This window comes from Mycobacterium sp. SMC-2, from assembly GCF_025263485.1.
GTDB lineage: Bacteria > Actinomycetota > Actinomycetes > Mycobacteriales > Mycobacteriaceae > Mycobacterium.
This window is the reverse complement of record NZ_CP079863.1, coordinates 4,983,681-5,010,553: the sequence shown is the minus strand read 5'-3', so window position 1 is coordinate 5,010,553 and position 26,873 is coordinate 4,983,681. Positions and strand designations below refer to the sequence as shown.

The window sequence follows — 26,873 nt, the reverse complement described above, 5'->3', positions numbered from 1 at the left end:
GATTCAGTACGGGGCCTGGCTGGCGCTGTCCTACGTGCTGGCCGTCCTCGAAGCGGCCGCCATCTTGGTCCCCCTGCGGGGCCATACCTCCATCGGGGCCAACGCCGACTTCGCCAAAACCAACACGGCGGCGGTGACGGTGCTCATCGTGCTGGGCATCGCGGGTGTCGCGGCGGCCGGGATGCTGAGCGCGGCCCCGACGCTGCGCTGGTACGCGGACGGCACCGAACCCGACCAGCAGCAGCGGGAAGCCGCGATGAAGCTGCCCGGCCGGCAGTCGGTGATCCTGTTCGGGGCCTGGGCCGTCAGCGGCACCATCTTCATGTTGCTGAATCTGGGCGGCGGGGCGCAGCTGCTCCTGCCCATCACGCTCGGGGTGCTGCTCGGCGGACCGGCCGCCGCCGGCACGGCGATGCTGCTGTCGCAGCGCATCCTGCGCCCCATCATGCGCGCCGCCACGCTGGGCGGTGAGCCGCGGATGGCCGTGCCCGGCGTCTATGCGCGACTGGTCCTGCTGTGGTTTTTGTGCAGCGCGTTTCCCATCGGGGTGATCGCGACTCTGGTTGTGCTTCGCTCGTACGGGTGGCTGATCGACAAGTCCGCGTCGCTGGACGTGCCGATCCTGGTGGTGTCGCTGGCGGCGCTGGTGCTCGGGCTGCCGACGATGATCTTGACGTCGCGATCAATTTCCGATCCGCTGTGCGAGGTCGTCGACGCCATGGCGGAGGTCGAGCACGGCCACATCGGAACCTACGTCGGGGCGTACGAGCGCTCGCAAATCGGCCGCCTGCAAACGGGTTTCAACCGGATGGTGGCCGGCCTGGCCGAGCGTGACCGGCTGCGCGACCTATTCGGGCGCCACGTCGGAGCGGATGTCGCCCAGCGCGCCATCAAAGAGGGTGCATCGCTGTCGGGCGATGTGGTGGAGGCGGCGGTTCTCTACATCGACCTGGTGGGTTCGACGCAGCTGGCGGAAAGCCGTCCCCCGCAAGAGGTCGCCAAAATTCTCAACGATTTCTTTCGCATCGTCGTCAAAGCCGTCGATGAACACCAGGGGCTGATCAACAAATTCGCCGGGGATGCCGCGCTGGCGGTCTTCGGGGTGCCGCTGCCGGCCAACGACCCGGCGTCGGCGGCCCTGGCGACCGCCCGCGCCCTGGGCACCCAACTGCGCCGGCTGCCGGTCGATTTCGGCATCGGCGTCTCGGCGGGCCGCGTCTTCGCCGGCAACATCGGCGCCGAAAATCGGTACGAATACACGGTGATCGGCGACGCGGTCAACGAGGCCGCACGGCTGGCCGATCTCGCCAAGACCGCCGACCGGCGGATCCTGTGCGCGGCGGCGGCCATCGAGCGGGCCGACGAATCCGAGGCAACGCTATGGGCCGAATGCTATTCCACCGTCTTGCGGGGACGATCCGAAGCGACCCACGTCTCGGCGCCGGCGCCCCCGGCCGGCTAGGCCAGGGGCGCCGGGTCAGGACTTGCTGACCTTCAGCGCGGCGATGATCCGGCCGATGATGTCCGCCGACGCGGCGTCGCCGATGGGTGTGCTGCCGATGAAGACGGTGACGGGCTTGGTGTCGACGGCGATCACGGTGACGGAGTCGCCCTTGACGTTGCGGGTAGGGTCGGCGATTGTGACGTCGGCGTCGGCGCGGGCGGCCTTCGTTCCGTCGACGGTGATCGACGACGTCTTGGTCGGGCCGAGCGTGGGCGACGCGTTCGCATAACCTGGGCCGTTGGCGATGCACTGCAACAACTTCGACGCCTGAGCGGTGACGTCCATGCTGGCGACGAAGTTCGTGACGCCGACCTCGGCCGTCATCATCCACTGGCTGGCCCCCGGGACGTCCTGGGCGACGCCCACGGCGCCGATCAGGTTCGGGTTCTGGTCGTCGGAGAACACCTGCCAGTTGGGGGGCACCGCGGCGGCCGGGAACGACAGCTTGCCGGCGGTGATCGCGTCGGTCCGGGGGATGTCACCGCCGGACACATTCGGGGTGCAATCGGTGGCGGTCTGCGCGCTCTTCGGCTGGCTGGCCGTGGTGCTCGTCGACGAGGGCGCCGCGGTCGACGGCTGGCCGTGGTTGCCGCCGCGCATCACCATCAGGGTCGCCACCAGCGCGATGACGGCCAGGACGACGAGGCCACCGATGATCAGCCAGGGCAGCTTCGAGCCGGGTCCGCCCGGTGGCGGTCCGGGCGGATAGGGGCCGGGCGGGAATTGCTGTCCCGCTTGCGGGTACGGCGGCGGGTACTGGTAGGGGCCGCTCGGCGGGTACGGGTACTGACCGCCACCCTGCGGCTGGCCGGCCTGCGGCTGGCCGCCCCAATAAGGGTCCTGCCCGTACGGATTTCCGTACGGCCCCGGACCGTAGGGACCGCCTGGAGGAGCCGTCATCGCTGCATCACCCCGCCTACTTCTCCGGCTTGACCTTGGCCATCGCCAAGACGTCCAGGCGGCGGTCCAGTTCTTCCTCCGAGAGCTTGTCGCCTATCAGGCCGCGGTCGATCACGGTCTGGCGAATCGTCTTGCGCTCCTTGAGGGCTTGCTTGGCCACCGCGGCGGCCTCCTCGTAGCCGATCGCCGAGTTCAAAGGCGTCACGATCGACGGCGACGACTCGGCCAGCTCACGCAGGTGGTCGACGTTGGCGACCAGGCCGACGATGCACCGCTCGGCGAACAGCCTCGACACGTTGGTCAGCAGCTTGAAGGACTCGAGGATGTTGCGGGCCATCATCGGGATATAGACGTTGAGCTCGAAGGCACCCGACAAGCCGCCGACGGCGACCGCGGCGTCGTTGCCGATCACCTGCGCGGCCACCTGCGTAACCGCCTCCGGAAGAACGGGATTCACCTTGCCGGGCATGATCGAGCTGCCCGGCTGCAGGTCCGGCAACTGGATCTCGGCCAGGCCGGTCAGCGGACCCGATCCCATCCAGCGGATGTCGTTGGCGATCTTGGTCAGTGACACCGCGATGGTGCGCAGCGCGCCGGAGGCCTCGACCAGACCGTCGCGCGCCGCCTGAGCTTCGAAAGAGTTGGTGGCCGTGCGCAATTCGCTCAGACCGGTGGAGGCGATCAACGTCTCGACCACCTTGACGCCGAAACCGTCGGGAGCGTTGAGGCCGGTGCCCACCGCGGTTCCGCCGATCGCCAGCTCGCCCAGCCGCGGCAGCGTGGCGCGCACCCGCTCGATCCCGGCCTCGATCTGGCGGGCGTAGCCGCTGAACTCCTGTCCGAGGGTCACCGGAACGGCATCCATCAGGTGGGTGCGGCCCGACTTGACCACCGTGTGCCACTCGCGGGCCTTGCTCGACAGCGCTTCGTGCAGCACCTCGAGCGCCGGGATCAGGTGACGCACCGCGGCCTCGGTGGCCGCGATATGGGTCGCGGTCGGGAAGGTGTCGTTGGACGACTGCGACATGTTCACGTCGTCGTTGGGGTGCACCGTGACACCGTTTCGGGCCGCGATGCTCGCGATCACCTCGTTGGTGTTCATGTTGGAGCTGGTCCCCGACCCGGTCTGGAAGACATCGATGGGGAATTGGTCGTCGTGCTGGCCGTCGGCGATCTCGGCCGCGGCGGCGATGATCGCGTCCGCCTTCTCCGGTGCCAGCAGCCCGAGATCCTTGTTGACTTGCGCGCAGGCGCCCTTCAGCAGGCCCAGCGCGCGGATCTGGGTGCGCTCCAGGCCCCGGCCCGAGATCGGAAAGTTCTCCACGGCGCGCTGGGTTTGGGCGCGCCACAACGCCTTTGCGGGCACCCGGACCTCGCCCATGGTGTCGTGCTCGATGCGGTATTCGGTATCGGCGGCGCTTTCGGCCATAGGTAGCAGTCCTCGCTGAGTTTCGGTCAGGGCAGGGGATAGGCGGCAGTGCTGTCGCCGGTGAAGTCGATGGAGGAGTACTCGTTGAGCTTCGAGAGCCGGTGGTAGGCCTCGATCATGCGCACGGTGCCCGACTTCGACCGCATCACGATCGACTGCGTGGTGCAGCCGCCGGGGTAGTACTGCACGCCCTTGAGCAGGTCGCCGTTGGTGACCCCGGTGGCGCAGAAGAAGACGTTCTCGCCGGACACCAGATCCTCGGTGGTCAGCACCCGATCGACGTCGTGGCCGGCGTCGATCGCCTTTTGGCGTTCCTCGTCGTCCTTCGGTGCCAGCTGCGCCTGGATGGCACCGCCCATGCACCGGATCGCGGCGGCGGCGATGATGCCTTCCGGGGTACCGCCGATCCCGGCCAGCATGTCGGTGCCCGACTGGGGCCGGCAGGCCGAGATGGCGCCGGCGACGTCGCCGTCGGTGATCAGGCGGATACGGGCCCCGGTCGCCCGAACATCGTGAATCAGCTGTGCGTGCCGTGGCCGGTCCAGGATGCACACGGTCATGTCGCGCACAGACAGCGCCTTCACCTTGGCGACGGCCTTGATGTTCTCGGCGATGGGCGCGGTGATGTCGAGCACGTTGGCGGCCTCGGGCCCGACGGCGATCTTGTTCATGTAGAACACGGCCGACGGGTCGAACATCGCGCCGCGGTCGGCCACCGCCAGCACCGAGATGGCATTGGGCATGCCCTTGCTCATCAGTGTGGTGCCGTCGATCGGGTCGACGGCGAAGTCGCACTCCGGCCCGTCGCCGTTGCCGACCTCCTCGCCGTTGTAGAGCATCGGCGCGTGGTCCTTCTCGCCCTCGCCGATGACCACCACGCCGCGCATGGAGACCGTGTTGACTAGCTCGCGCATCGCGTCGACGGCCGCGCCGTCGCCGCCCTCTTTGTCGCCGCGGCCCACCCAGCGGCCGGCGGCCATTGCCCCGGCCTCGGTCACGCGGACCAGTTCCAATGCCAGGTTGCGATCTGGAGCTTCACCGCGCGGCCGTGCCTGCGCTGAGCCTCGGCCGGCGCCGGCGGCCGGGCGGTTGCCCTCAACTGTCATGGTTGCTGATTGTCCCAGAAGCGGATCGGTCTGCTGGAACTGGGATACTTGGGGGATGACCGAAGAGCCGCCGCTGAATGCCAGCTCGGACGCCTATGTAGCCGGCGAACCTGCCCCGGCGGCCGGGCCGGCTGCCAGGCCGGCCAAGCCGCGGTTGCTGCAGGACGGCCGCGACATGTTCTGGTCGCTGATGCCGCTGGTGCTCGGCTGCATTCTGCTCGCCGGCGTGGTGGGCATGTGCTCGTTCCAGCCCGGCAGCCACCAGGGCGCGGTCCCGTCCTACGACGCGGCGGCGGCCCTGCGGGCCGATGCCGCGACCCTCGGCTTTCCCATCCGGCTGCCCAAGCTGCCCGCCGGCTGGCAGGCCAACTCCGGGAGCCGCGGCGGGATCCAGGGCGGCCGCACCGGCCCCCCCACCGGTCAACGGCTGAACGCGGCCACCTCGGTCGTCGGCTACATCAGCCCGACCGGGATGTACCTGAGCCTGACGCAGAGCAACGCCGACGAGGACAAACTGGTGAGCTCGATCCATTCGTCGGCGTATCCGGCCGGAACGGTCGACGTGGCCGGGACCAACTGGATCGTCTACCACGGCGCCGGCCAAAGCGGGGCGGACGCCGAACCGGTGTGGACCACCCGGCTCACCGGCCCGTCCGGGGCCGCCCAAATCGCGATAACCGGTGCCGGCGACACCGATCAGTTCCGTACGCTGGCTTTGGCGACGCAATCGCAGCCACCCTTACCCGCGCGCTGAAGGAAGGCCGAGCGTGACTGCACCGCAAGCGGATCTGTCCGGATGGTCGATGGCGCCGTTCACCGGTGGCGGCTACACCCACGACGTCTACCGCAAGGGCAGCGGCCCCGGAGTGGTGCTGATTCCCGAGATCCCCGGGATCCATCCCGGTGTGCTGGCCCTGGGCAATCACCTGGTGGACAACGGTTTCACCGTCGCGATGCCGTCGCTGTTCGGTGAGCCGGGCAAGCCGGTGACCGTCGGATACACGCTGGCCACCATCAGCAGGGCTTGTGTGGCAAGGGAATTCGCGGCGTTCGCGACGAACAAGCAGCGGCCGGTGTCGCTGTTTTTGCGCGCGCTGGCCCGCGACCTCAATGCGTCGACGCCGGGCAAGGGCGTCGGCGTGATCGGTCAATGCTTCACGGGCGGTTTCGCGCTGGCCGTCGCCGTCGACGACGCCGTCCTGGCTCCCGTGCTCTCGCAGCCGTCGGTACCGTTGCCGTTGGGTCGCGCGCGGCGTCGGGATCCCGGTCTGAGCGAATCCGAACTGGCCACGGTGGCCGATCGCTGCGCCAACGAGGGCCTCTGCGCGATGGGCCTGCGGTTCAGCGAGGACAGCGTCGTGCCCCGCGAACGGTTCGCGGTGCTCAAGGAGCGACTCGGTGACGCGTTCGAGGTCATCGAGATCGACTCCGGCCCGGGAAATGTGGGCGGTTTCGCCAAGCGGGCGCACTCCGTGCTGACCGACGAGGTCCGCGAAGTCGACGGCCAGCCGGCTTACGAGGCCCGCAAGCGGGTAGTCGAGTTCCTCACGCAGCGTCTTGGCTAGGGAAGCGCGACACGCATGACGACGACGACCAAAGACCGGGTGGTCGAAACCACCTTCGGCCCCGTCCGGGGCTCGGTCGAGGGCCGCGTCAGCGCGTGGAAGGGCGTCCGGTACGCCGCCCCGCCCGTCGGTGACCTGCGCTTCCGGGTCCCACAGCCGCCGGAGAGGTGGACCGAGGTCGCCGACGCCACCTCCTTCGGCCCCGCCTGCCCCCAGCCGGTCTTCCGCAACATGCCCCTCGATCTGGGCGCGCCGCAGGGCGAGGACTGCCTGCGGCTGAACATCTGGGCGTCGGCGGACACCGAACCCGGGGAGGCAAAGCCAGTGATGGTGTGGCTGCACGGCGGCGCCTACGTCCTGGGATCCGGCAGCCAGGTGCTCTACGATGGCCGCCGGTTGGTCGGCGGTGGCGACGTCATCGTGGTGACGGTCAACTACCGGCTCGGCGCGCTGGGCTTTGTCGACCTGTCGTCGTTGGATACCGGCCGGCGGCGTTTCGACTCCAACGTCGGGCTGCACGACGTCCTGGCCGCCCTGCGCTGGGTGCGCGAGAACATCGCCGCGTTCGGCGGCGATCCCGGCCGGGTCACGGTGTTCGGTGAGTCCGCCGGCGCCGGCATCGTCACGACACTGCTCGCCGTCCCGGCGGCCGGGGGCCTGTTCTCGGCCGCGATCGCCCAAAGCTCCCCGGCCACCTCGGTTTACGACCGCGACCGGGGCCGCCGGGTCGCGGCCAGCCTGCTCGAGAAGCTGGGCATCGCCGAGTCCGACGCGCAGCGGTTGCGCGAGGTGCCCAACGCCGCGATCCTGTCCGCTTCCCAGCAGGTGTTCGACGAAGTGCCCGTGCGCAACCCGGGCACGCTCGCGTTCGTCCCGATCGTCGACCGCGACCTGCTGCACGACTACCCGGTCAAGGTGGCGCAGGAGGGCGGCTCGCATCCGGTCCCGTTGATCATCGGGACCAACAAGCATGAGGCGGCGCTGTTCCGGCTGATGCGCTCGCCGCTGATGCCGATCACACCGCACGCGATCACGTCGATGTTTTCCCAGATCGCCGCCGAGCAGCCGGACCTGCAATTGCCGACGCCGGAGGAGATCGGTTCGGCGTACTCGCATTCCCGCCTGCGCCGCAAGGCGCGCAGCATGAGCATCGCGACCGACGTGGGGTTCCGGATGCCCTCGGTCTGGCTGGCCGAGGGGCACAGCGCGGTGGCGCCGGTGTATCTCTATCGGTTCGACTACTCGACCCCGTTGCTGAAGGTGGCGCTGGTCAGGGCCGCCCACGCGACCGAATTGCCATACGTCTGGGGCACTCTCGGGGCGCCGAAGGATCCCACGTTGAAACTGGGCGGCAGCAAAACCGCCAAGGCGGTCTCCAAGAGGATGCGGACCCGCTGGATCAACTTCGCCGCGCGGTCGCAGCCCGCGGGCCCGGACGGCGAGCCGGAGTGGAGGCCCTACCGGCAGGCCGACCGCGCCTGCCTCATCATCGACGGGCGCGACACGGTCGCCCGCGATGTGGATGCGAATATCCTGGCGGCCTGGGGCAGCCAGATGGTGGGCTTCCGGTAGCCGCGGGTCTCATTCGGCGACTGACCGCGCGGCGCCCGACTTTGCCCGCCGGCGAAACCAATTGCGGTGGAAGGGTTGTGACTCGCCCGGTGGTGGTTCGGGCGTGGCCAGTCCGGCCCCCTTGAACACCACCAGATACACCTCGACGGTGGTGACGATGAGAATCATCAAGACCGGGCCGATGACGATGCCCCAGGGGCCGAACATGGCGATGCCGGCGAACACGGACAGCAGCATGAGCGCCGGATTCAGCCGCGCGTCACGCGGAACGAGGATGGGGCGCAGGAAGTTGTCGATGTTGGTGACCGCGACGAGGTGCCAGAGCACGACAAACACGCCGCCGGCGATGTTGCCGTAGAAGATCATCCCGATGCCGAACGGTATGGTCACGATCCCGCCGCCCAGCGGAATGATCGACAACGCGGTCAGCAGGACCGCGAAGATGAAGAAGCCGTGGTGGAAGCCGGCGACATAGATGGACGCGGCGCCCGCGACGCCCTGGCAGAGCGCTATCACGAACTGACCGCTGACGGTGCCGCGCACCATCGCTCCGGCCCTGCCCAGGTACAGATCCGTGACCTCGTCGCCGAGGGGGTTGAGCTCGGCGATCAATTTTCGTACCCGCTCGCGGTGCACCAACAGCGCCACGAACACGTACAGAAAGATGATGGCCGACGTGACGGCGCCGGCGAGACCGCCGACGGCGCCCTGCAGGAAGTGCAGGGCCCATTCACCGACATTGCGGCCCACCGTGACCATCGCCTTGCGCAGCGTTTCCGTGGTTATCATCATGTGCGCGAAGGGAACCCGAGACAGCAGCTCGTTCACCGCGTGTAGGGCACGGTTGCCAAGCTCGCTCAGGTCTGTCGACTTCACCCACTCGGTGATGCTGTCGATCATGCGCGAGATCTGGACGATCGCCAGCATCACCAAGAGCGTGACTGGCACGATGACGATCAGCAGAGCGGACAACAGGGTGCAGGTCGCCGCCAAGCCGGTGCCCAGCCGCCGGTTGAGCCGATTGAACAGCGGTGTGAATAGGTAGGCCCCGACCGCCGCCACGACGATCAACACGAAGTAGTCGCGCAGAAAGTAGGCACCGAACAGCAGGGCGATCGCCGTCAGTATCGCCAGGGCGCGCTTTTGGTTGAGCGTGAATTCGGTATTCATGCAACCGGGCCGCCCTCCGCGTCGTCGTCGCTGAGGGAACCTTAGCCCCGGGGCTGTGTTTTCGTCAGCGTCCGCCGAGCAGGTTTACTTCCTCTCGCCGACCGTCGGCTTCGAGGCCCCCACCTCCGCTTGAGTTTTCATCCGCTGGAACATGTCGACGTAGTACGGCAGGCATTCCGACAACGCTTGCTCGGTGGTGAACAGGGGTTCGTAGCCGAGATCGCGGCGCGCCTTGGCGATGGAGAAGTAGTTGTCCAGATAAAGCCGCTCGACGGCCAGCGGTTCGAGCAGCGGCGCGGGTATGCCGAAGCGGAAGTGCAGCCGCTGCCAACCGGTCATCGCCACGCGGACCATGGGGCCGTTCACCCGCACCCGGGGCCAGCTCACGCCGCAGGCCTCGACCACCGGCCGGGCGAACTCGAACATGTTGATCGGTTCGTCGTCGTTGATGAAGTACGCCTGACCGGGCGCGGTACCGCCGGGGACAAGGTGCTGGGCGGCCAGGATGAAACCGTGAATCAGGTTGTGCACGTATGAGTTATCCAGCCGCGCCGATTTGCGGCCGATGAGCACCTTGACGTGGCCGGCGATCACGCTTTCGAACAGCTTGCGGAACATCGTCTGGTCGCCGCGGCCCCAGATCCCGCTGGGCCGGATCGCGCATGTCAGCATGCCGCCAATACCGTTCTGCGACAGGACGAACCGCTCGGCGATGACCTTGGTCTCGCTATACAGGTCGTTGAACCGGTCGGTGTAGGGCAGCGTCTCGTCCCCGCCGGGGATGTTCTGGCCGCCCATCACCACGCTGTTGGACGAGGTGTAGACGAATCGCTTCACTCCGGCCGCCTGCCCGGCGTGCACCAGGTTCTCGGTTCCGCCGACGTTGACCGCGAAGCTGCGTTGCCGGTACGCGTCGGTCACCGACGCACCGCCCATCAGGTCGATGATCGCCGCGGTGTGGAAGACGGTGTCGATGCCGTCCACCGCCCGGGCGCACACCGCCGTGTCGGTGATGTCCCCCTCGAGCACCTCCAGGTTGGGGTGCTGGGCAAGCGGTGACGGCGCACGGTCGAACGACCGCACCCAATACCCGCGCTCCAGCAGGGTGGTGACCAGGTTGGCGCCGACGAATCCGGAGCCGCCGGTGACCAGGACGCGGCCCAGTTCGGTGGTCAGTGCTGCATCAGCCATGGGCCGAAGCATAACTGAAACGTGTTCCAATTTCGAAAAACGTCATAGCTTAGGCCGCCGCAGTCAGGCTTCGTCCGCCTGGCCGGAGGCAAGCGCATCCTCGATGCGCTTGCGGGCTCCAGCTAAGTGCTCTTCACATCTTTTGGCCAGTTGTTCGCCCCTTTCCCACAATTTCAGCGACTCATCGAGATCCAGGCCGCCCTGCTCCAGCAGGCGCACGACTTCGATCAGTTCGTCGCGGCACGCTTCGTACCCGAGCTGACTAATGGGCGTAATTGACTGTTCGTCTCCGCTAGGCGCCATCGGTCCGCCCTTCGCTCACCGCTGCGATCGCGCCGTCGGCAACCCGCACCCGCAGCCGGCTACCCGCGGGCGCGTCGGCGACCGACCGCAGCACCACCGGCGGCCCGGAGCCCGGCACCGCCTGCACCACCGCATAGCCGCGGGCCAGCGTGGCGGCCGGGCCTAGCGTCGCGAGCCGCGCGCTGAGGTGACCGACGCGTTCGGTCTCGGCCGCGGCCAGCCGGGTGACGTCGCGGCGAATCGCCGAGCGGGCGCGGTGAATCTCGTCGGCGCGCGCCGTCAGGGCCGCCAGCGGCTCGGCGAGCACCGGCCGGCTGCGCAGCTGGGCCAGCGCGCGTTGTTCGCGCGACACCCAATTGCGCAGCGCCTGCGCGCTGCGCCGACGAAAGTCGTCGATCAGGCGTTGCTCGGCGGCGGTGTCGGGAACCACCTTCTTGGCCGCGTCGGTGGGGGTGGCGGCACGCAGGTCGGCGACCAGGTCGCACAGCGGATTGTCGGGTTCGTGACCGACCGCGCTGATCACCGGGGTGCGGCACGCCGCGATGGCGCGGCACAGCGTCTCGTCGGAGAACGGCAACAGGTCCTCCACGCTGCCGCCGCCGCGGGCCACCACGATGACGTCGACCTCCGCGTGGCGGTCGAGTTCGGACAGCGCTTCGACGATCTGCGCCACCGCGTTGGGCCCCTGGACCGCGGTGTTGCGCACCGCGAAACGGACCCCGGGCCAGCGTCCGGTCGCCACCGTCGTGACGTCGCGTTCGGCGGCACTGGCCCGACCCGTGATCAGGCCGATCATGTTGGGCAGGAATGGAATTGGTCGCTTGAGCCGGAGGTCGAAGAGTCCCTCGGCGTCCAGCAGGCGGCGCAGCCGATCGATGCGGGCCAGCAGCTCGCCCACGCCAACGGCGCGAATCTCGCTGAGCCGCAACGAGAATGTGCCCCGACCGGTGTAGAACGAGGGCTTGCCGCAGACCACCACCTGCGTGCCCTCGGCCAATTTCACCGGAGCGTTGGCCACCAGGTCGCGCGAACAGGTCACGGTCAGCGACATGTCGGCCGCCGGGTCGCGCAACACCATGAACACCGTCTTGGAGTCGGGCCGCGCGCTGATCTGGGCGAGCTGCCCCTCGACCCACACCGTGCCGAGTTTGTCGATCCAGCCCGCGACCCGAATGGCCACCGCGCGCACCGGAAATGGGTTTTCGGCGGAGTTCGGTTCGGACTGTGCGGCCGGCGTCACTTCGCGTTCGCGCGGGTGATCCTGTTGGCCAGCAGCGTCTGAAAAGGCGCGCGGGCCTTGGTGGCCTGCTCGTAGGCCAGCAGGGCTTCGAGTTCGTCGACGCTCAGCGATTGCAGCCGGGCCCGCAGCTGCGCCAGGGTCAGGGCCGCATAGTCCAGCTCGGCCACCACCGACGGTTGCGGAGCCGCCGGGGCGTCCGTCGATTTCCGGCCCTGTTTCAACGGGGCGGCATCGGAGGCGGCGTCGGCCAGGGAGTACAACGCGAACCGTCCCTCGGTTCGGCGGTCGTTCTCGCCGATGCCGGCGTCGGCGGGGCCGGGCGCTTCGACGGCGTCGGGCAGGTCCTCGTCGAAGGTTGCCCATTCCGGCTGCTCGTCCTTCGGGGGGAAGATGGCCTCCAGGGTGCTGTCGCCCTTGATCACCAGCTCGGCCAGGTTCTGCTGAAAAACCATCACAAGGTGCGCCGCCTGACTGGCCAACGTCATCGGGTACATCAGGATGGTTTTCGGCAGCTTCAGCGTCTCCTCGACGGCGACTGTCGCCGCGCCGACCAGCAGCCGAACTCCGTAGGGTGCGTGAGCCATGTGACCAAGACTGCCTCAAGCCGCGGCTAACTCCAAGCTCGCCGGCGCGAGCTGGCGACCCCGTGTCGGCGGAACGTACCCTGGGTGTCATGCCGCCGACTGTCGACATGGGAATTCCCGGTGCGTCCAGCTCGGTAGCCAGCGATCCCGTCCGCAAGCGAGTGCTTCTGGCCGAGCCGCGTGGCTACTGCGCGGGCGTGGACCGGGCCGTCGAGACGGTCGAACGCGCGCTGGAAAAGCACGGTGCGCCGGTGTACGTGCGCCACGAGATCGTGCACAACCGGCACGTGGTGAACACCCTGGAGAAGGCCGGCGCGGTGTTCGTCGAGGAGACCGACGAAGTGCCCGAGGGATCGATCGTGGTGTTCTCCGCGCACGGGGTGGCGCCGACGGTGTACGCCGCCGCCGCCGAACGCAACCTGCACACCATCGACGCCACCTGTCCGCTGGTGACCAAGGTGCACAACGAGGCCAGGCGATTCGCCCGCAACGACTACGACATCCTGCTGATCGGTCACGAGGGGCACGAGGAGGTCATTGGAACCTCCGGCGAAGCGCCCGACCACGTCCAGCTCGTGGACGGGGTCGCCGCGGTGGACCACGTGACGGTCCGGGACGAGAACAAGGTGGTGTGGCTGTCGCAGACCACGCTGTCCGTCGACGAGACCATGGAAATTGTCGAGCGGCTGCGGCAACGGTTCCCGAAGCTGCAGGATCCGCCCAGCGACGACATTTGTTACGCGACCCAGAACCGGCAGGTGGCCGTCAAGGCGATGGCCCCCGAGTGCCAGCTGGTGATCGTCGTCGGCTCCCGGAACTCCTCGAACTCGGTGCGCCTGGTCGAGGTCGCACTGGGCGCCGGCGCCGCGGCCGCCCACCTCGTCGACTGGGCCGACGATATCGACCCCGCCTGGTTCGAAGGGGTGACCACCGTGGGCGTGACCTCCGGTGCGTCCGTCCCCGAGGTGTTGGTGCGCGGCGTGCTCGAGCGGCTCGCCGACCACGGCTACGACGTGGTGCAACCCGTCACCACGGCACAGGAGACCCTGGTGTTCGCGCTGCCGCGCGAGATCCGCTCACTACCCTGATCCTGCCGGGCGGCGCTCAGACGTCGTATTCCCAGGATTCCATCGGCGGTCGCTGGGACCGGCCATACGCCCGAGAGCGGTTCCGGCGCTCGGCTGCCGGGTCGCCCGGTGAGGCGGACCCCCGGTAGCGGACCTGCGAGATGGGGTGATGCGTCCCGTTGTTGCCGTTCGGGGCGGGACGGCGTCGGCGCGGCTCGTAGGCCGGCTCGTAGCTGTCGTAGCGGCCGAAGCGCGGCGGGTCGTACGAGTCCCCGTAGCGGTCTGGGCCATCGAAACGGCTGCTGCGCGGCCTTGGCTGCTCGAAGGGCTGCTCGTAAGGGCGCTCGTAGGGGCTGCGGCGGGTGCGCGGCTCGCGGCGGCCTTCCCGGGGCGATTGGCCGCGCGGGGCGGGATCGGCCTCCGGCCGGGGGCGGCGCCGCGACCGGCCGGGCGGTTCCGCGGTGTCGTGATCCCGGGCGGTCGCCGAGCCTCTCCGATTCGAGCGCCGCTCGCCCGGTTCGTCCCCGTCTTGCCGGGTATGCCGGGAATGCGCTCGGGCGGGGCGGGCGGCGGTCCGATCGCTGCGCGCCGTCCGGCGGGCCCGCGGCGCGGAACCGGCCCCGCGGCCGCGCCGCTCCTTGGCGGGCGTTGCCTCGTCGGCGTCGTCTCCGGATTCCGGGCCCAGAATCGCCCGCAGTTTGGCGACGAGGCCGCCGATGACGGACTTGACGTCGGTGGGCTCCGCGTCGCCGGAGGTGTCCGGCGCCGCGGCCGTCCGCTGCGCCATCCCGAAATACCACCTGGCCAACCCGATCAGCAGCACGACGCCGGCGGTTCCCAGCATCAGCGGGAAGCGCTCGATGAGCGGATAGCCGCAGTTGATCAGCAGATCCTTGAGATGGCCAACCTTGCCATCGTGAAACAACCAGTAGGCGCCGGGCACCGCGAAGAAAAGTATCAGCGGGGGCTGGATGATCGCGGTGAACAGCCCGTCCTGGCGCACCGCGAGCACGGCCGCCACGCAGCCGGCTATATAGAAGCCGGCGAAGACATGGGTCAGCTCCTTGTGGCCGGCGTCGATTCCATAACCGATCGCCGTGGCGGTGACGGCGAGTAGCAGGGCGGCATACCACGGCACACCTGGGATATCTGGGTGGATCGAGCGGTGGGAGGCCTCCACCCTCGACGTTGCCCGCTGTCCTGACACATGTCGACCGTACCGGCAATGGGCCGAAAGGCCCGTAAATACCTCGTAGCGATCCCGTGGCGTGCCACGTGGCGGAGCCGGTGAGGCGCACGAAAGCTCCTACAGCGGCCGACCCCCTAGACTTGGGTCCCTGTGAGCCTGAGCCTGGGAATCGTGGGTCTGCCCAACGTCGGTAAGTCGACTCTGTTCAACGCGCTGACCCGCAATAACGTGGTGGCGGCCAACTACCCTTTCGCGACGATCGAACCGAACGAGGGTGTCGTTCCGCTCCCGGATCCCCGACTGGACAAGCTGGCCGAGCTTTTTTCATCCGAGCGCATCGTGCCGGCGCCGGTGACGTTCGTCGACATCGCCGGCCTCGTCAAGGGAGCGTCCGAGGGGGCCGGGCTCGGCAACAAGTTCCTGGCCCACATCCGCGAATGCGACGCCATCTGTCAGGTGGTCCGGGTGTTTTCCGACGACGACGTGACCCACGTGGCCGGGCAGGTGGATCCCAAATCCGACATCGAGGTCGTCGAGACCGAGCTGATCCTGGCCGACCTGCAGACCCTGGAGCGCGCCCTGCCGCGGCTGGAGAAGGAGGCCCGCACCAGCAAGGAGCGCAGGCCGGTGTACGACGCGGCGGTGGCCGCCCAGGAGACGTTGAATTGCGGCAAGACGCTGTTCGGCGCCGGGGTGGATGCGTCACTGCTGCGGGAGCTGAACCTGTTGACCACCAAGCCCTTTCTGTATGTCTTCAACGCCGACGAGGCGGTGCTGACCGACGCGGCGCGGATCGCCGAACTGCGGCAGCTGGTGGCGCCCGCCGACGCGGTGTTCCTGGACGCGGCCATCGAGGCCGAGCTGAACGAGCTCGACGATGAATCGGCCGCCGAACTGCTGGCGTCGATCGGGCAGACCGAACGCGGGCTCGACGCACTGGCCCGCGCCGGCTTCCACACCCTCAAGCTGCAGACGTTCCTCACCGCCGGCCCAAAAGAGGCGCGCGCGTGGGTGATTCACCAGGGTGACACCGCGCCGAAGGCCGCCGGGGTGATCCACACCGACTTCGAAAAGGGCTTCATCAGGGCCGAGATCGTGTCCTACGACGACCTGATCGCCGCCGGCTCCATGGCGGCGGCCAAGGCGGCCGGCAAAGTCCGGATGGAGGGCAAGGACTACGTCATGGCCGACGGCGACGTGGTGGAGTTCCGCTTCAACGTCTAGATGTACGCGGATCCGCCGAACGTGAGGGCTGTGCACGCCATCGACGGAATTTTCGTGCGTAGGGCTCACACTTGCGGCGCCGCGGCCTAGCGGGCGGGTCGCGGCTCGACCATGCTGGTCGGATGGCGACTGTCGAGCGAACGAGACGGTGGATCCGCCGGGGCACCGGCATTCTGGTGGCTTGCGGACTGGGGCTGCTTGGCGGCCCGGCCCAGGCGGCACCGGCCCCGACCTTTCATTGGTGCCCGGGCAATCCATGGGACCCGAGCTGGGGCAACGTCTACAACTGGGATTGGAATCAATGCCACGACTGGCAGGGTCCGGCGGGCCAGAGTTTCCCGGCCGGTGCCGGCCCATGGGGTCCGCCGCCGGCATGGGCGCCGCCGCCACCACTTCCACCGTCGTGGGCACCCGGAGCCCAGTTGATGTGGAACCCGACCGGCGCAGGCAATTGGGGGTTCTGGAACAACGGGATCTGGACCCCGGTCTAGTCGATCGCGCCTCCTTGTCGGTGGTGCTCCGTAGCATGCCCTCGTCGCACGAGCGTGCACGTCACCGCAGTCGGGAGGGTCCCATGGAGTTCGTTTCCACCCGCATCATCACCGCCGACGTCAACCGGCTGGTCGATTTCTATGAGACGGTCACCCAGGTCCCGGCGGTATGGGGCAACGAGCTTTTCGCCGAGATTCCGACTCCTGTTGGCACGCTGGCCATCGGCAGCGACAAGACCGTGCCGCTGTTTGGGGCTGGATCTGCCGAACCCGCGGCCAACCGCAGCGCGATCGTGGAGTTCATGGTCGATGACGTCGACGCGGAATACGAGCGGCTGTACGAGCGCGTCGCCGAGGTCGTGACAACACCGACCACCATGCCGTGGGGCAATCGCGCACTCCTGCTTCGGGACCCGGACGGCAACCTCGTCAACCTGTTCACTCCGATCACCGACGAGGCCCGCGCCAAGTTCGGAATCTGACTGTCGGGTGGGCACGTCGATGGGGCATGGGGTTTCGGCCAAGGATGCCTCCGCGCCGAAGCGCCCGGGCGCGGCGGGCCGGCGCGGCGTTAAGGTAAGTCGTGGTCGCTCGCTTGACGAGCGCGAGGAGGCGCTCAAAGAGCGCGAGGTCGAAGTCAGAAGGTGCGGTGGTTGGCTGATCGACGAGATCATCTCGCCGACCAGCGGGACGAGATCGCGGACGATCGCGAGCGACTAGCAGACGAACGCGAGGGCAATGCCGAAGAGCGTGACCGGGACCGACGCCGCCGCCTGGACGAAGAAGCGAACCGCAAGACGGCCACGGCCCAGCGAGAGCAGGCCGACATCGACCGGGAGATGGCGGATACCGAACGCGGGCCCGACTACAACTGAGCCCGCGCAGACGTTTGCTGGTAGCGCGACCTAACGCTTTACCGGATTTACTGTAAGTGCGGCGAAGACCATTATCCGGTTCGCGAATGACCTAGGCCACAAATTTTTGCGAACAATAACTGCTATTGCTAGCGTCGCCGGCCATGGTAGTACTAGCAACATTGATGTCATTGATTAATCAGGTTTCCGGGACGCCTTACATTCCCGGTGGGGATTCTCCCGCCGGGACGGATTGCTCGGGACTCGTTTCCTGGGTTGCCAACGCAGCATCGGACAGGCCGGTCTTCGGCAACCGATTCAACACGGGCAATGAAGAGGCGGCATTGTTGGCGCGCGGTTTTCAATATGGGACCGCTCCCAATGCCCTCGTGATCGGGTGGAACGGCGGCCACACGGCAGCGACCCTGCCGGACGGAACCCCGGTGGCCAGCGGTGAGCGCGGTGGCGTGCGCATTGGTGGCGCCGGCGCCTACCAGGCCGGGTTTACGCACCACATGTTCCTGCCGATGCCGCCGGAAGGCGAGGGCGTTCTTCCCCTGCCGCCGGATGCGCCCCCGCCGCCGGATGCGCCGCCGCCACCGGATGCGCCGCCCGTCCTGGTCGACGCCGCCGCACCCGCGCCGCCCGTCCTGGTCGACGCCGCCGCACCCGCGCCGCCCGAAGCTCCGGGCCCGCCGGCGCCCGAACTGCCGCCGCCCGGTGATCCCGGAATTGCGAATCCCTAACGAATTGAATTCGCGAAGGCCTCAATCATTGCTTGGCTATTAGACATCTATAGGACACGTTAATGGAGCAGGCCCCAATGCGAAGTGAAATACTACCGGTCACGCAAAGTTTGTGATCCAGGCCACTTCGTGCGGCCGGTCAGCGGTTCGCGATTAGTGTGGAATCAATGCGACAGTGCGCCCCGGGCGTCGATTAGGACGCCCGGGGCACACTTTGCTGGCAAGGCGGTGACACGGGCGGATATGCTGGCGCTGCTCGCCCTGATCGAGCGGGCTTAACTTCGGCAGCGAGCTAGGCGGGTACCGGCCATGATCTTCATCGTCGTCAAGTTCGAGACCAAGCCCGAGTGGACGGACCGCTGGCCCCAACTCGTCGCCTCGTTCACCGCCGCCACCCGCGCGGAGGACGGCAACCTGTGGTTCGAGTGGTCGCGCAGCCTGGACAACCCGGCGGAGTACGTGTTGGTGGAGGCGTTCCGTGACGACGAGGCGGGCGCCCTCCACGTCAACAGCGATCACTTCAAGCGGGCGATGCAAGAGCTGTCGCAGGCCCTGACATCCACCCCGAAGATCATCAACCAGACGATCGACGCGACGGGATGGTCGGAATTGGAGGAGATGTCGGTCGGCTAGCCGACTTCGCTTACCGTCACGGCGATTTCGCTGCCCAGTTGGTAGCCCGGCGCCAGTGGAAGCGTGTCGCCACTCCAGAACTTGCCCGGGTCGAACCAGTTCGCGTTCTTGTCCGTGTTGAGCAGTCCCATTTCCTCGTAGGTGATCGCCACTGTCTCCGCGCAATAGGCCGTGGAAAGGCTCATCTTGCGTTCCTCCCGGCGGCGCCGGTTCTGCTCGCGAACCTTGCTGTCCACCACCGGGATTCCCCGCACCCAGTCGTAAAGGGTCGGGATCCGGCCGCGAAACCAGCGTCCGGTCAGCCGAGCTGTGGTGGGAAACGCGGTGCCGTCCATCCGCGCGATGACCCGCAGAAGCTTGTTTTCCTGGTCGCGGGTGGGGTGGGGCGTCAGCTGACGCAGCCAGCACCGCTGCTGGTAACGCTGAGTCCACTGGACGACGGCCTGGCGCAGATCGTTGAGCTGGACGCCCCGGTGATTGCTGCCGGTCCACATATCGACGAGCTTGTCGCCCAACTCGGCATGCCAGATCAACGGCGGCAGATCGTCGATGGCCACCGTCATGCCGACGTGATTCACCGGTGCGTTCGTCAACGTCTGAATCGCGCGGTCGGGGCCGGAGCGGCCACGAAACAGCCAAAGATCGCCGGTGCGAGTCTCGTTCAGCGCTTGGTCGAGGGTCAGCATCATGAACCGCCAAGTACTTCGCGCGCGACGTTGCGCGCGGTCGCGGCGGCGGGATAGCCGGCGTAGCCCGTCATGTGGTAGATCACCTCTTCGAGCTCCGCGATGCTCAGCCCGTTGCGCAGCGCGATCGGGAAGTGGAATTTCAGCTCCTCGGCGGCGCGCAGGGCGATGAGCGCGCCGAGCGTCACCAGGCTGCGCGAACGGCGATCCAGGCCCGGTCGCGTCCACAACGCGCCGAAGACGTGGTCGAGGCCCAAGTCGCCGAGTTCGTCGGCGATACCGCCGTCGCGCATGGTGGTGGCCTCATCGGGGATCAGGCCGGGCAGCATGTCCTTGAACACGTTCAGCCCTTCGGTGCGTGCGTCAGCCATTGGCGATGCCTTTCAATCGGGTTCACGAGAGATCTGGTAGTCGATGTAGGCGTCCCAGTCGTCAACGCGGCGGCGCAACTCGTCGACGACATGCGGATGGGTGGGCACGAAGAATCGGTTGCGCAGGATCGCGTCGGCGACCAGCTCGCCGACTACCGTGGGATCGAGCAACTCGAACTGTTCGCCGGGGGTGCGCAGCGGTGCGCCGCCGCCGAAGCTCGGCACCGCCGCCGCGATATTGGTCAGCACCGGTCCCGGACACAGCAGTGTCACACCAATGTTCTTGGGACGCAGATAGATTGCGAGACCCTCACTGATCTGCACGAGGGCCGCCTTGGTGGCCGCATACGGCAGCCGGTCGTAGGAATAGGTGAAAAGTCCGGCGAGAGAGGCGGTGTTGACCAGATGTCCGCTGCCTTGGCCGAGCAGCAGGGGCAGGAAGGCCGCGTTGCTGCGCACCACCGACATCAGGTTGATGTCCAGGATGCGTTGCCACTCGCTGAGCGGAATATCTTGCGGCAGGCCGTTCGTCAGCACGCCGACGTTGTTGACGACGATGTCGACCCGGCCGAACCGCTGCAGCGCCGCGTCGCGAATGCCTTCGAAGGCGCCCGATTCCGAGACGTCCGCGTGCCGCGGCAGGGGGCCGCGGCCGCCGTGGTTCAGCTCGTCGACGATGGTGCGAAGACCGTCATCGTCCACGTCGACGGCGACGATGTGCGCGCCCCGGTCGGAAAGCGCGCGCGCGATCGCGCGGCCGATGCCGCTGGCCGCCCCGGTGATGACGGCGACCTTGTCGCGAAGGGTGTCCATGACGCGTCGATGCCTGTTTTCAGTTGCAAGAGCACACAAGTTAATCACAGCGCGAATACGCTGTGTTCATGCGCAACGTGTGGAAGTGGATTGGCCTGGCCGGCGTCGCCGGCGTCGTCGCCGGGGGCGCGTTGGTGGTTCGCGACGAACGAAAACGACGCGCCTACACGGCCGACGAGGTGCGGTCCCGCCTGCACGAAAGGCTGGCCGAATACGAAGCACAGACCTCTCAGCCCGCAGCCGGGTCCGGAGAGGCATCGACCGCGAACAACCGGTAGCTCCCCGAGAAGCCTTTCAACTCCACCTCGCGGCCCTCGTCGACCCGGACGTCGTCACAGTCGGAAAGGGCGTCTCGCACCGCTTGACTCACCAAGATCTCGCCGCCGGCGGCCTGAGCCGCCACCCGCGCCGCCATCGCGACGTTGCGGCCGAACAGATCATCACCGCGGCGCACCGAGCGACCCATGTGGATGCCGATCCGAACCCGAATCTCCTGGTGCCGCTTGCGTTTTGCGTCCCTGCGTAGCGCGCGCTGCAGGTCGATGCCGCACCGCACCGCTTGGTCGGCGCGGGCGAAGGCGATCATGAAGCCGTCGCCCTGGCTCTTGACCACGTGCCCGGACCATCGCCGCACGAGGTCTGACACCAGCTTGTCGTGTGCCGCGATGAGCTTGACCCAGGCGCGGTCACCGATGCGTTCGTTGAGGGCGGTCGATTCCTCGATGTCGGAGAACAGGATCACCACGCGGCCGTCCGGCGTGACCCGCGCCAGGTCGGGCCGCTCCACCTCGGCCCAGTCGGCGAGGTCTTCGATCGAACTGCGTACGGCCGCACCGAAGCCCTCTTTGCGCACCACGTTTGCGGTGTTCCAGACGGTCTTGAGGGCCTCGCGGCCGCCCGATAGCAGCCAATTGCGGGCGTCGGCCCGGTGTCGCAGCTCGTCGATCTCCTGGCGGCTGCGCAGCAGCAACCGTGAGAGCACGGCGAGCGCGCCGGCTTCGATCACGGCGACACCGGCCAGGACGTAGACCGTGATATGCAGCACGTCGCCCACGCAAGCATCCTGTCAAGGCGCCGATGGTTCGAGGTTGTCGGGCCTGTGCGCGGTGTCTAGTGTTAGGTCCGACCGCCGCGGGTAGTGAGTCTGGAAGAGCCGATCGGATGACTTTCGGAGGTGCGGGCTTGGCTGACGGCGGTGGCAACTCGTCGAACAAGCTGGTGATATTCGGCATCACCGGCGATCTGGCGCGCAAGATGACGTATCGCGCCTTGTACCGGCTCGAGGCGCGAGAGTTGCTCGACATCCCGATCATCGGCGTGGCCAGTGACGACATCCCCCTCGAGAAGTTGGTGGAGCGGGCTCGAGAGGCCATCAAGGCGTCCGGTGAGAAGTTCGACGACGCGGTGTTCGACCGGCTCGCGGGCCGGCTGTCCTATCTGCACGGCGACGTCACCGACGAAAAGCTGTACGGCCAGCTCGCCAAGAAGATCGGCCCGGACTGCCGGCCGCTGTACTACCTGGAAATGCCGCCGTCACTGTTCGCGCCGATCGTGGAGAGCCTCGCCAAGGCCGAGCTGCTGGACCGCGCACGCGTCGCGGTGGAAAAGCCGTTCGGCCACAACCTGGCCTCGGCGCGCGACCTGAATGCCCGGCTGCGCGCGGTGCTCGACGAGGACCAGATCCTGCGGGTGGACCACTTCCTGGGCAAGCAACCCGTCGAGGAGCTGCAGTACCTGCGCTTCGCGAACAACGGCCTGGCCAAGTTGTGGGACCGCGAGAGCATTTCGGAAATCCACATCACCATGGCCGAGGATTTCGGCATCGAGGATCGCGGCAAGTTCTACGACGCGGTGGGCGCCCTGCGGGACGTCGTGCAAAACCATCTGCTCCAAGTGCTCGCCCTGGTCGCCATGGAGCCCCCGGTCGGTCCCAGCGCCGACGACCTGAACGACAAGAAGGCCGAGGTGTTCCGGGCCATGCCGGCGCTGGATCCCGAGCGTTGCGTACGCGGCCAGTACCGCGGCTACACCGACGTCGACGGCGTGGCGAAGGATTCGCAGACCGAGACCTACATCGCGCTGCGGACCGAGATCGACAACTGGCGCTGGGCCGGTGTGCCGATCTTCTTGCGCGCCGGAAAGGCGCTGCCGGAGAGGGTCACCGAGGTCCGGATGTTCCTGCACCACGTTCCTGGATTTTCGTTTCTGCCTAACCGCCGGCCGCCCGAGCCCAACCAGATCGTGCTGCGCATCGATCCCGATCCCGGCATGCGGCTGCAGCTGTCCGCCCAAGTCCGCGACGAATGGCACGACGTCCACCTGGACTCCTCATTCGCCGAAGACCTCGGGGAAGCCGTGCGGCCCTATGAGCGGCTCCTCTACGCCGCGCTCACCGGGGACCGGCAGCTGTTCGCCCGGGAGGACGCCATCGAGGAGACGTGGCGCATCGTGCAGCCGGTGCTGGACAAGCCGGGCCGGATCCACCCCTACGACCAGGGCTCGTGGGGACCCGAGGCCGCGCAGTCGCTGCTGCATGGTCATCGCAGCTGGCAAGAGCCGTGGCTGCCCAAGCGCACGTCGTCACAGTAAGGAGATCGGGGAGAGATGCAGCTCGGGATGATCGGACTGGGCCGGATGGGCGCGAACATCGTCCGCCGCGTGGCCAAGGACGGACACGAATGCGTGGTCTACGACCACAACCCGGACGCGGTGAAGGCGATGGCGGGGGAGGAGAGGACCACCGGTGCGTCGTCGCTGCGGGAGCTAGCCGAAAAGCTGACCGCTCCGCGGGTGGTCTGGGTGATGGTGCCGGCGGGGACGATCACGACGGGGGTGATCGAGGAGCTGGCCAAGACGCTGGACTCCGGCGACATCGTCATCGACGGCGGCAACTCCTATTACCGCGACGACCTCAAGCACGCAAAAACCCTGTCCGACAAGGGCATTCATTTGCTCGATTGCGGCACCAGCGGCGGGGTGTGGGGCCGGGAGCGCGGCTACTGCTTGATGATCGGTGGCCATGAGGAGGCGTTCAAACACGCCGAGCCGATCTTCGCCACCGTCGCGCCCGGGGTGGACGCGGCGCCGCGCACGCCCGGTCGCGAGGGCGAGGTCGCGCAGCCGGAGAGGGGCTACTTGCATTGCGGAGGTTCCGGGGCCGGCCACTTCGTCAAGATGGTGCACAACGGCATCGAGTACGGGATGATGGCCTCGCTCGCCGAGGGGCTGAACATCTTGCGCGGGGCCGACATTGGCAAGCAGGTGCAACAGGGCGACGCCGAAACCGCGCCGCTGTCCAACCCGGAGTTCTACCAGTACACCTTCGACATTCCCGACGTGGCCGAGGTGTGGCGCCGGGGCAGCGTCATCGGGTCGTGGCTGCTGGACCTGACCGCGATCGCGCTGCACGAGTCGCCCGACCTCGAGGAGTTCTCGGGTCGGGTCTCCGACTCTGGGGAGGGCCGCTGGACCTCCATCGCGGCGATCGACGAGGGGGTTCCCACGCCGGTGCTGACCACCGCGCTGCAGTCCCGCTTCGCCTCGCGCTCGCTCGATGACTTCGCGAACAAGGCGCTGTCGGCGATGCGCAAGCAGTTCGGCGGGCACGCCGAGAAGCCGGCGAACTAGCTTCGGTCCACCATCGGGACTAGTGGCGATCGCGAGCGCGGCGTAGCCGGGCGAAGCGGGTCGCCACCATCGGGACTAGTGGCGATCGCGAGCGCGGCGTAGCCGGGCGAAGCGGGTCGCCACCATCGGGACTAGTGCCGCTTGACGAACTTCACCACGGCCTCGCTGAACGCGTCGTTGTCGTCGCCGGCCGCGGTGTGCCCGGCGTTGGACAGCTCGACGAACTCCGCGCGCGGCACGGTGGCCAGGAAATGCCGGACGCCTTCGGGGCTGACGACGTCGGACAGCTTCCCGCGGATCAGCAGGACGGGGATCGACAGGTTCTTGGCGGCCTGCTCGAAGTTCTCGGTGCGCAACTCGGGGTCGTCGCCGGGCTTGGTCATGAACGCCGGGTCCCAGTGCCAATACCAGCGGCCGTCGCGGAGGCGCAGGTTCTTCTTCAGCCCCTCGGGGCTGCGCGGCTTGTCTCGGTACGGCAGATAGGCGGCGACGGCATCGGCGGCCTCCTCAAGCGAGTCGAACCCGTCGAGGCCGCTGATCATGAAATCGCGGATGCGGGCGCTGCCGCCCTTCTCGAACCGGGGCACGACGTCGACGAGGACCAATCGGGTCACCCGCGCGGGCCCGGCCCGATGGGCGGCGAGGATGCCGGTCAACCCGCCCATGCTCGCCCCGATGATCATCACCGGCCGGCCCATCGCCTCGATCACCTGCAGGACGTCGGCGGCCAGGGTCTCGACGTCGTAATCGGCATTGGGCGCGCGATCGCTGTCACCGTGGCCGCGGCTGTCCAGCGCCACGACGTGCAGGCCCTCGTCGGCGAGGATTTGGCCGGTGTTCTTCCACGAATGCCGGTTCTGGCCGCCACCGTGCAGCATCAGGACGCTCGGCCGTCCCGCGCCGTCGGTCCCGCGGTTCCACTCGTCGGCGATCAGGGTGATCCCGCCGACGCCGGAAAACTCGACCGTCTGGGGGACGCTGGTGACGGCACTCATGCGACCTGACGTTACATAGTGCGTATAAGCACCGTTCGCTGGGGCGACGACGCGATGAGTTTTCGCCATCGCCGGGGTCTATCACTGACGACATCAACGAGCCAATAAGGAGGCCGCGGCCCATGCCATCGATCACCCCGTCGTTGTGGTTCGACCACGATCTGGAGGAGGCGGCCAGGTTCTACACCTCGATATTCCCGAACTCGCACATCGAGGGCTTCAACAGAACCACCGAGGCCGGGCCCGGCGAACCGGGCACCGTCCTGTCCGGCAGCTTTGTGCTGGACGGCACCCGATTCATCGGCATCAACGGCGGCCCGCATTTCCAGTTCAGCGAAGCGGTGTCCTTCACCATCCACTGCAGGGACCAGGACGAGGTCGACTACTACTGGGAGCGGTTGACCGACCGCGGCGAGGAATCGCAATGCGGCTGGTGCAAAGACCGCTTCGGGCTGAGCTGGCAGATCATCCCGGACCGACTGTATGAGTTGATCGGCGATCCCGACCGGGCGCGCGCGGCGGCGGCCACCCAAGCGATGTACGGCATGCGAAAGATCGTCATCGCCGACCTCGACCGGGCAGCCGCGCGGCTATAGCGAAACTCCCTGCCGCAGCTGCATTTTGACCGCTTGTGGCATGCGGTCGGTGCGTCATGGGCGCGCACGCGTTAGGTTGGTCCGTGCGGACACGCCGAGCAGGGAGTGAACATGGGTGAACCTGGCTGGATCGACGTGCCCAGCCCTGCTGGGGACCTGAAGGCAATCACCTGGGGGTCCCGCGATGCCCCCATCGCTTTGTGCCTGCACGGCTTCCCCGACACTCCCTACGGGTTTCGCAAGATCGCTCCCCGGCTCGTCGGGGCGGGGTGGCGGGTGGTGGCGCCCTTCATGCGGGGATACGCGCCGTCGTCGATTCCGGCCGACGGCAGCTATCACATCGGCGCGCTGATGGACGACGCCTTGCGGGTGCGCTCGGCGGCCGGCGGCACCGACGACGACGTGGTGATCGGCCACGACTGGGGAGCGATCGCCACCACCGGTTTGGCCGCCATGCCCGACAGTCCGTTCACCAAGGCGGTGATCATGTCGGTGCCGCCGTCGGCGGCCTTCCGTCGCCGGGGCGGCGCGGCCGAGCGCGGGCGCCTGGTCGGCCATCTGGCGCGGCAGCTCCTCCGCAGCTGGTACATCATGTACTTCCAGTTGCCCTCGCTGCCAGAGCATTCGGCGTCCTGGGTGGTGCCGCTGCTGTGGCGGCGGTGGTCGCCGGGCTATCACGCCGACGAGGATCTGCGCCACGTCGACGCGGCGATCGGGACACCGGAGAGCTGGCGCGCGGCGCTGGGACCCTACCGCGCCACGATCCGCAACACCCCGCCGCCCGCGCAGTACGCCAAACTGAACGAGCTGTGGACCCAGGAGCCCGTGTGGCCGTGCCTGTACCTGCACGGCCGCGAGGACGGCTGCATGACACCGGCTTTCGCCCGCTGGGCAGAGAAGGTGCTGCCGCCGGGCAGCGAGGTGGCCATCGTGGAGCACGCGGGGCACTTCCTGCAGCTCGAACAGCCCGACAAGGTCGCCGACCTGGTGCTCGGTTTCATCGGCTCACCCGGCTGA

The 26,873-nt window shown here is 67.8% G+C and carries 30 protein-coding genes; 16 read left to right on the top strand and 14 right to left on the bottom strand.

Annotated features, from left to right (window positions below; translation table 11 throughout):
- Positions 1–19 precede the first annotated feature (19 nt).
- On the top strand, positions 20–1,462 hold the full coding sequence (locus KXD96_RS23430) for an adenylate/guanylate cyclase domain-containing protein (RefSeq protein WP_260745520.1): 1,443 nt from the start codon (positions 20–22) through the stop codon (positions 1,460–1,462).
- 15 nt (positions 1,463–1,477) lie between these two features.
- On the opposite strand, the gene KXD96_RS23425 is transcribed toward KXD96_RS23430, so the two are convergent.
- Genes KXD96_RS23425 through glpX form a run of 3 tightly spaced genes read right to left on the bottom strand, consistent with a single transcriptional unit; the run spans position 1,478 to position 4,939 of the window.
- Positions 1,478–2,404 (bottom strand): hypothetical protein, encoded by a 927-nt coding sequence (locus KXD96_RS23425; RefSeq protein ID WP_260740434.1) that lies wholly within the window; start codon positions 2,402–2,404, stop codon positions 1,478–1,480.
- A 16-nt stretch (positions 2,405–2,420) separates the two neighbouring features.
- Positions 2,421–3,833, bottom strand: a complete 1,413-nt coding sequence (locus tag KXD96_RS23420; protein WP_260740431.1) for a class II fumarate hydratase — start codon at positions 3,831–3,833, stop codon at positions 2,421–2,423.
- A 26-nt stretch (positions 3,834–3,859) separates the two neighbouring features.
- On the bottom strand, positions 3,860–4,939 hold the full coding sequence (gene glpX, locus KXD96_RS23415; protein ID WP_260740429.1) for a class II fructose-bisphosphatase: 1,080 nt from the start codon (positions 4,937–4,939) through the stop codon (positions 3,860–3,862).
- A 55-nt stretch (positions 4,940–4,994) separates the two neighbouring features.
- On the opposite strand from glpX, the gene KXD96_RS23410 reads away from it, so the two are divergent.
- Genes KXD96_RS23410 through KXD96_RS23400 form a run of 3 tightly spaced genes read left to right on the top strand, consistent with a single transcriptional unit; the run spans position 4,995 to position 8,076 of the window.
- Entirely contained in the window at positions 4,995–5,693 is a 699-nt protein-coding gene (locus KXD96_RS23410; protein ID WP_260740427.1) for a DUF4245 domain-containing protein, read from the top strand.
- Between the two features lie 13 nt (positions 5,694–5,706).
- Positions 5,707–6,504, top strand: a complete 798-nt coding sequence (locus tag KXD96_RS23405; protein ID WP_260740425.1) for a dienelactone hydrolase family protein — start codon at positions 5,707–5,709, stop codon at positions 6,502–6,504.
- A 15-nt stretch (positions 6,505–6,519) separates the two neighbouring features.
- Positions 6,520–8,076 (top strand): carboxylesterase/lipase family protein, encoded by a 1,557-nt coding sequence (locus tag KXD96_RS23400; RefSeq protein WP_260740421.1) that lies wholly within the window; start codon positions 6,520–6,522, stop codon positions 8,074–8,076.
- Between the two features lie 9 nt (positions 8,077–8,085).
- Here KXD96_RS23400 and KXD96_RS23395 read toward each other — a convergent pair whose 3' ends face one another.
- The 5 genes from KXD96_RS23395 to KXD96_RS23375 all read right to left on the bottom strand — a co-directional run bounded on the left by KXD96_RS23395 (position 8,086) and on the right by KXD96_RS23375 (position 12,564).
- On the bottom strand, positions 8,086–9,246 hold the full coding sequence (locus KXD96_RS23395; RefSeq protein ID WP_313901595.1) for an AI-2E family transporter: 1,161 nt from the start codon (positions 9,244–9,246) through the stop codon (positions 8,086–8,088).
- 84 nt (positions 9,247–9,330) lie between these two features.
- Positions 9,331–10,449 carry an NAD-dependent epimerase/dehydratase family protein gene (locus KXD96_RS23390; protein ID WP_260740418.1) on the bottom strand — a complete coding sequence of 373 codons (1,119 nt, stop codon included), beginning with the start codon at positions 10,447–10,449 and terminating at the stop codon, positions 9,331–9,333.
- 51 nt (positions 10,450–10,500) lie between these two features.
- On the bottom strand, positions 10,501–10,740 hold the full coding sequence (locus tag KXD96_RS23385) for an exodeoxyribonuclease VII small subunit (RefSeq protein ID WP_260740416.1): 240 nt from the start codon (positions 10,738–10,740) through the stop codon (positions 10,501–10,503).
- Entirely contained in the window at positions 10,730–11,980 is a 1,251-nt protein-coding gene (gene xseA, locus KXD96_RS23380; RefSeq protein WP_260740414.1) for an exodeoxyribonuclease VII large subunit, read from the bottom strand. The genes KXD96_RS23385 and xseA overlap by 11 nt, the downstream gene beginning before the upstream one ends.
- Complete coding sequence (locus KXD96_RS23375) at positions 11,977–12,564, bottom strand: lipid droplet-associated protein (protein ID WP_260740411.1); 588 nt, start codon at positions 12,562–12,564, stop codon at positions 11,977–11,979. Before KXD96_RS23375 ends, xseA begins: the two co-directional genes overlap by 4 nt.
- An 89-nt stretch (positions 12,565–12,653) precedes the next feature.
- On the opposite strand from KXD96_RS23375, the gene KXD96_RS23370 reads away from it, so the two are divergent.
- The gene (locus tag KXD96_RS23370) at positions 12,654–13,652 is read left to right on the top strand and encodes a 4-hydroxy-3-methylbut-2-enyl diphosphate reductase (protein ID WP_260740409.1); all 999 of its coding nucleotides are present in this window, start codon (positions 12,654–12,656) and stop codon (positions 13,650–13,652) included.
- A 16-nt stretch (positions 13,653–13,668) separates the two neighbouring features.
- Here the strand turns inward: KXD96_RS23370 and KXD96_RS23365 are convergent, their stop codons facing one another.
- Complete coding sequence (locus KXD96_RS23365) at positions 13,669–14,838, bottom strand: DUF6542 domain-containing protein (protein WP_260740407.1); 1,170 nt, start codon at positions 14,836–14,838, stop codon at positions 13,669–13,671.
- Positions 14,839–14,970: 132 nt separating this feature from the next.
- Here KXD96_RS23365 and ychF point away from each other — a divergent pair, with 132 nt between their 5' ends.
- The 6 genes from ychF to KXD96_RS23335 all read left to right on the top strand — a co-directional run bounded on the left by ychF (position 14,971) and on the right by KXD96_RS23335 (position 18,768).
- A complete protein-coding gene (gene ychF / locus KXD96_RS23360) occupies positions 14,971–16,044 on the top strand; it encodes a redox-regulated ATPase YchF (protein ID WP_260740403.1) in 1,074 nt (357 codons plus the stop codon).
- Between the two features lie 122 nt (positions 16,045–16,166).
- Positions 16,167–16,535 (top strand): hypothetical protein, encoded by a 369-nt coding sequence (locus KXD96_RS23355; RefSeq protein WP_260740401.1) that lies wholly within the window; start codon positions 16,167–16,169, stop codon positions 16,533–16,535.
- 83 nt (positions 16,536–16,618) lie between these two features.
- Positions 16,619–17,017, top strand: a complete 399-nt coding sequence (locus KXD96_RS23350) for a VOC family protein (RefSeq protein WP_260740400.1) — start codon at positions 16,619–16,621, stop codon at positions 17,015–17,017.
- Between the two features lie 171 nt (positions 17,018–17,188).
- A complete protein-coding gene (locus KXD96_RS23345; RefSeq protein ID WP_260740397.1) occupies positions 17,189–17,410 on the top strand; it encodes a hypothetical protein in 222 nt (73 codons plus the stop codon).
- A gap of 143 nt (positions 17,411–17,553) precedes the next feature.
- A complete protein-coding gene (locus KXD96_RS23340; protein ID WP_260740395.1) occupies positions 17,554–18,135 on the top strand; it encodes a C40 family peptidase in 582 nt (193 codons plus the stop codon).
- 309 nt (positions 18,136–18,444) lie between these two features.
- Positions 18,445–18,768 carry a putative quinol monooxygenase gene (locus KXD96_RS23335; RefSeq protein ID WP_260740392.1) on the top strand — a complete coding sequence of 108 codons (324 nt, stop codon included), beginning with the start codon at positions 18,445–18,447 and terminating at the stop codon, positions 18,766–18,768.
- Here KXD96_RS23335 and KXD96_RS23330 read toward each other — a convergent pair.
- From KXD96_RS23330 to KXD96_RS23320, 3 genes are read right to left on the bottom strand one after another with little or no spacing between them, the layout of a single operon-like run.
- Positions 18,765–19,454, bottom strand: coding sequence for a chloramphenicol phosphotransferase CPT family protein (locus KXD96_RS23330; protein WP_260745519.1), 690 nt, complete (start codon positions 19,452–19,454; stop codon positions 18,765–18,767). The genes KXD96_RS23335 and KXD96_RS23330 overlap by 4 nt on opposite strands.
- Positions 19,454–19,825, bottom strand: a complete 372-nt coding sequence (locus tag KXD96_RS23325; protein WP_260740390.1) for a carboxymuconolactone decarboxylase family protein — start codon at positions 19,823–19,825, stop codon at positions 19,454–19,456. Before KXD96_RS23325 ends, KXD96_RS23330 begins: the two co-directional genes overlap by 1 nt.
- Before the next feature lie 12 nt (positions 19,826–19,837).
- On the bottom strand, positions 19,838–20,638 hold the full coding sequence (locus KXD96_RS23320; protein WP_260740387.1) for an SDR family oxidoreductase: 801 nt from the start codon (positions 20,636–20,638) through the stop codon (positions 19,838–19,840).
- A gap of 68 nt (positions 20,639–20,706) precedes the next feature.
- Here KXD96_RS23320 and KXD96_RS23315 point away from each other — a divergent pair, with 68 nt between their 5' ends.
- Entirely contained in the window at positions 20,707–20,916 is a 210-nt protein-coding gene (locus tag KXD96_RS23315) for a hypothetical protein (protein ID WP_260740386.1), read from the top strand.
- On the opposite strand, the gene KXD96_RS23310 is transcribed toward KXD96_RS23315, so the two are convergent.
- Positions 20,868–21,692: an adenylate/guanylate cyclase domain-containing protein gene (locus tag KXD96_RS23310; RefSeq protein ID WP_260740384.1), complete on the bottom strand. Its 825-nt coding sequence runs from the start codon at positions 21,690–21,692 to the stop codon at positions 20,868–20,870. The two genes, KXD96_RS23315 and KXD96_RS23310, sit on opposite strands and share 49 nt — an antisense overlap.
- A gap of 128 nt (positions 21,693–21,820) precedes the next feature.
- Here KXD96_RS23310 and KXD96_RS23305 point away from each other — a divergent pair, with 128 nt between their 5' ends.
- Together KXD96_RS23305 and gnd are read left to right on the top strand one after the other, a co-directional pair.
- Positions 21,821–23,227 carry a glucose-6-phosphate dehydrogenase gene (locus tag KXD96_RS23305; protein ID WP_260740382.1) on the top strand — a complete coding sequence of 469 codons (1,407 nt, stop codon included), beginning with the start codon at positions 21,821–21,823 and terminating at the stop codon, positions 23,225–23,227.
- A 15-nt stretch (positions 23,228–23,242) separates the two neighbouring features.
- Positions 23,243–24,265 (top strand): phosphogluconate dehydrogenase (NAD(+)-dependent, decarboxylating), encoded by a 1,023-nt coding sequence (gene gnd / locus KXD96_RS23300; RefSeq protein WP_260740379.1) that lies wholly within the window; start codon positions 23,243–23,245, stop codon positions 24,263–24,265.
- 131 nt (positions 24,266–24,396) lie between these two features.
- Here gnd and KXD96_RS23295 read toward each other — a convergent pair whose 3' ends face one another.
- Positions 24,397–25,260 (bottom strand): alpha/beta fold hydrolase, encoded by an 864-nt coding sequence (locus KXD96_RS23295; protein WP_260740377.1) that lies wholly within the window; start codon positions 25,258–25,260, stop codon positions 24,397–24,399.
- A gap of 122 nt (positions 25,261–25,382) precedes the next feature.
- Between KXD96_RS23295 and KXD96_RS23290 the strand changes: the two genes are divergently transcribed.
- Complete coding sequence (locus KXD96_RS23290) at positions 25,383–25,856, top strand: VOC family protein (RefSeq protein WP_260740375.1); 474 nt, start codon at positions 25,383–25,385, stop codon at positions 25,854–25,856.
- Positions 25,857–25,967: 111 nt separating this feature from the next.
- Entirely contained in the window at positions 25,968–26,873 is a 906-nt protein-coding gene (locus KXD96_RS23285; protein WP_260740372.1) for an alpha/beta fold hydrolase, read from the top strand.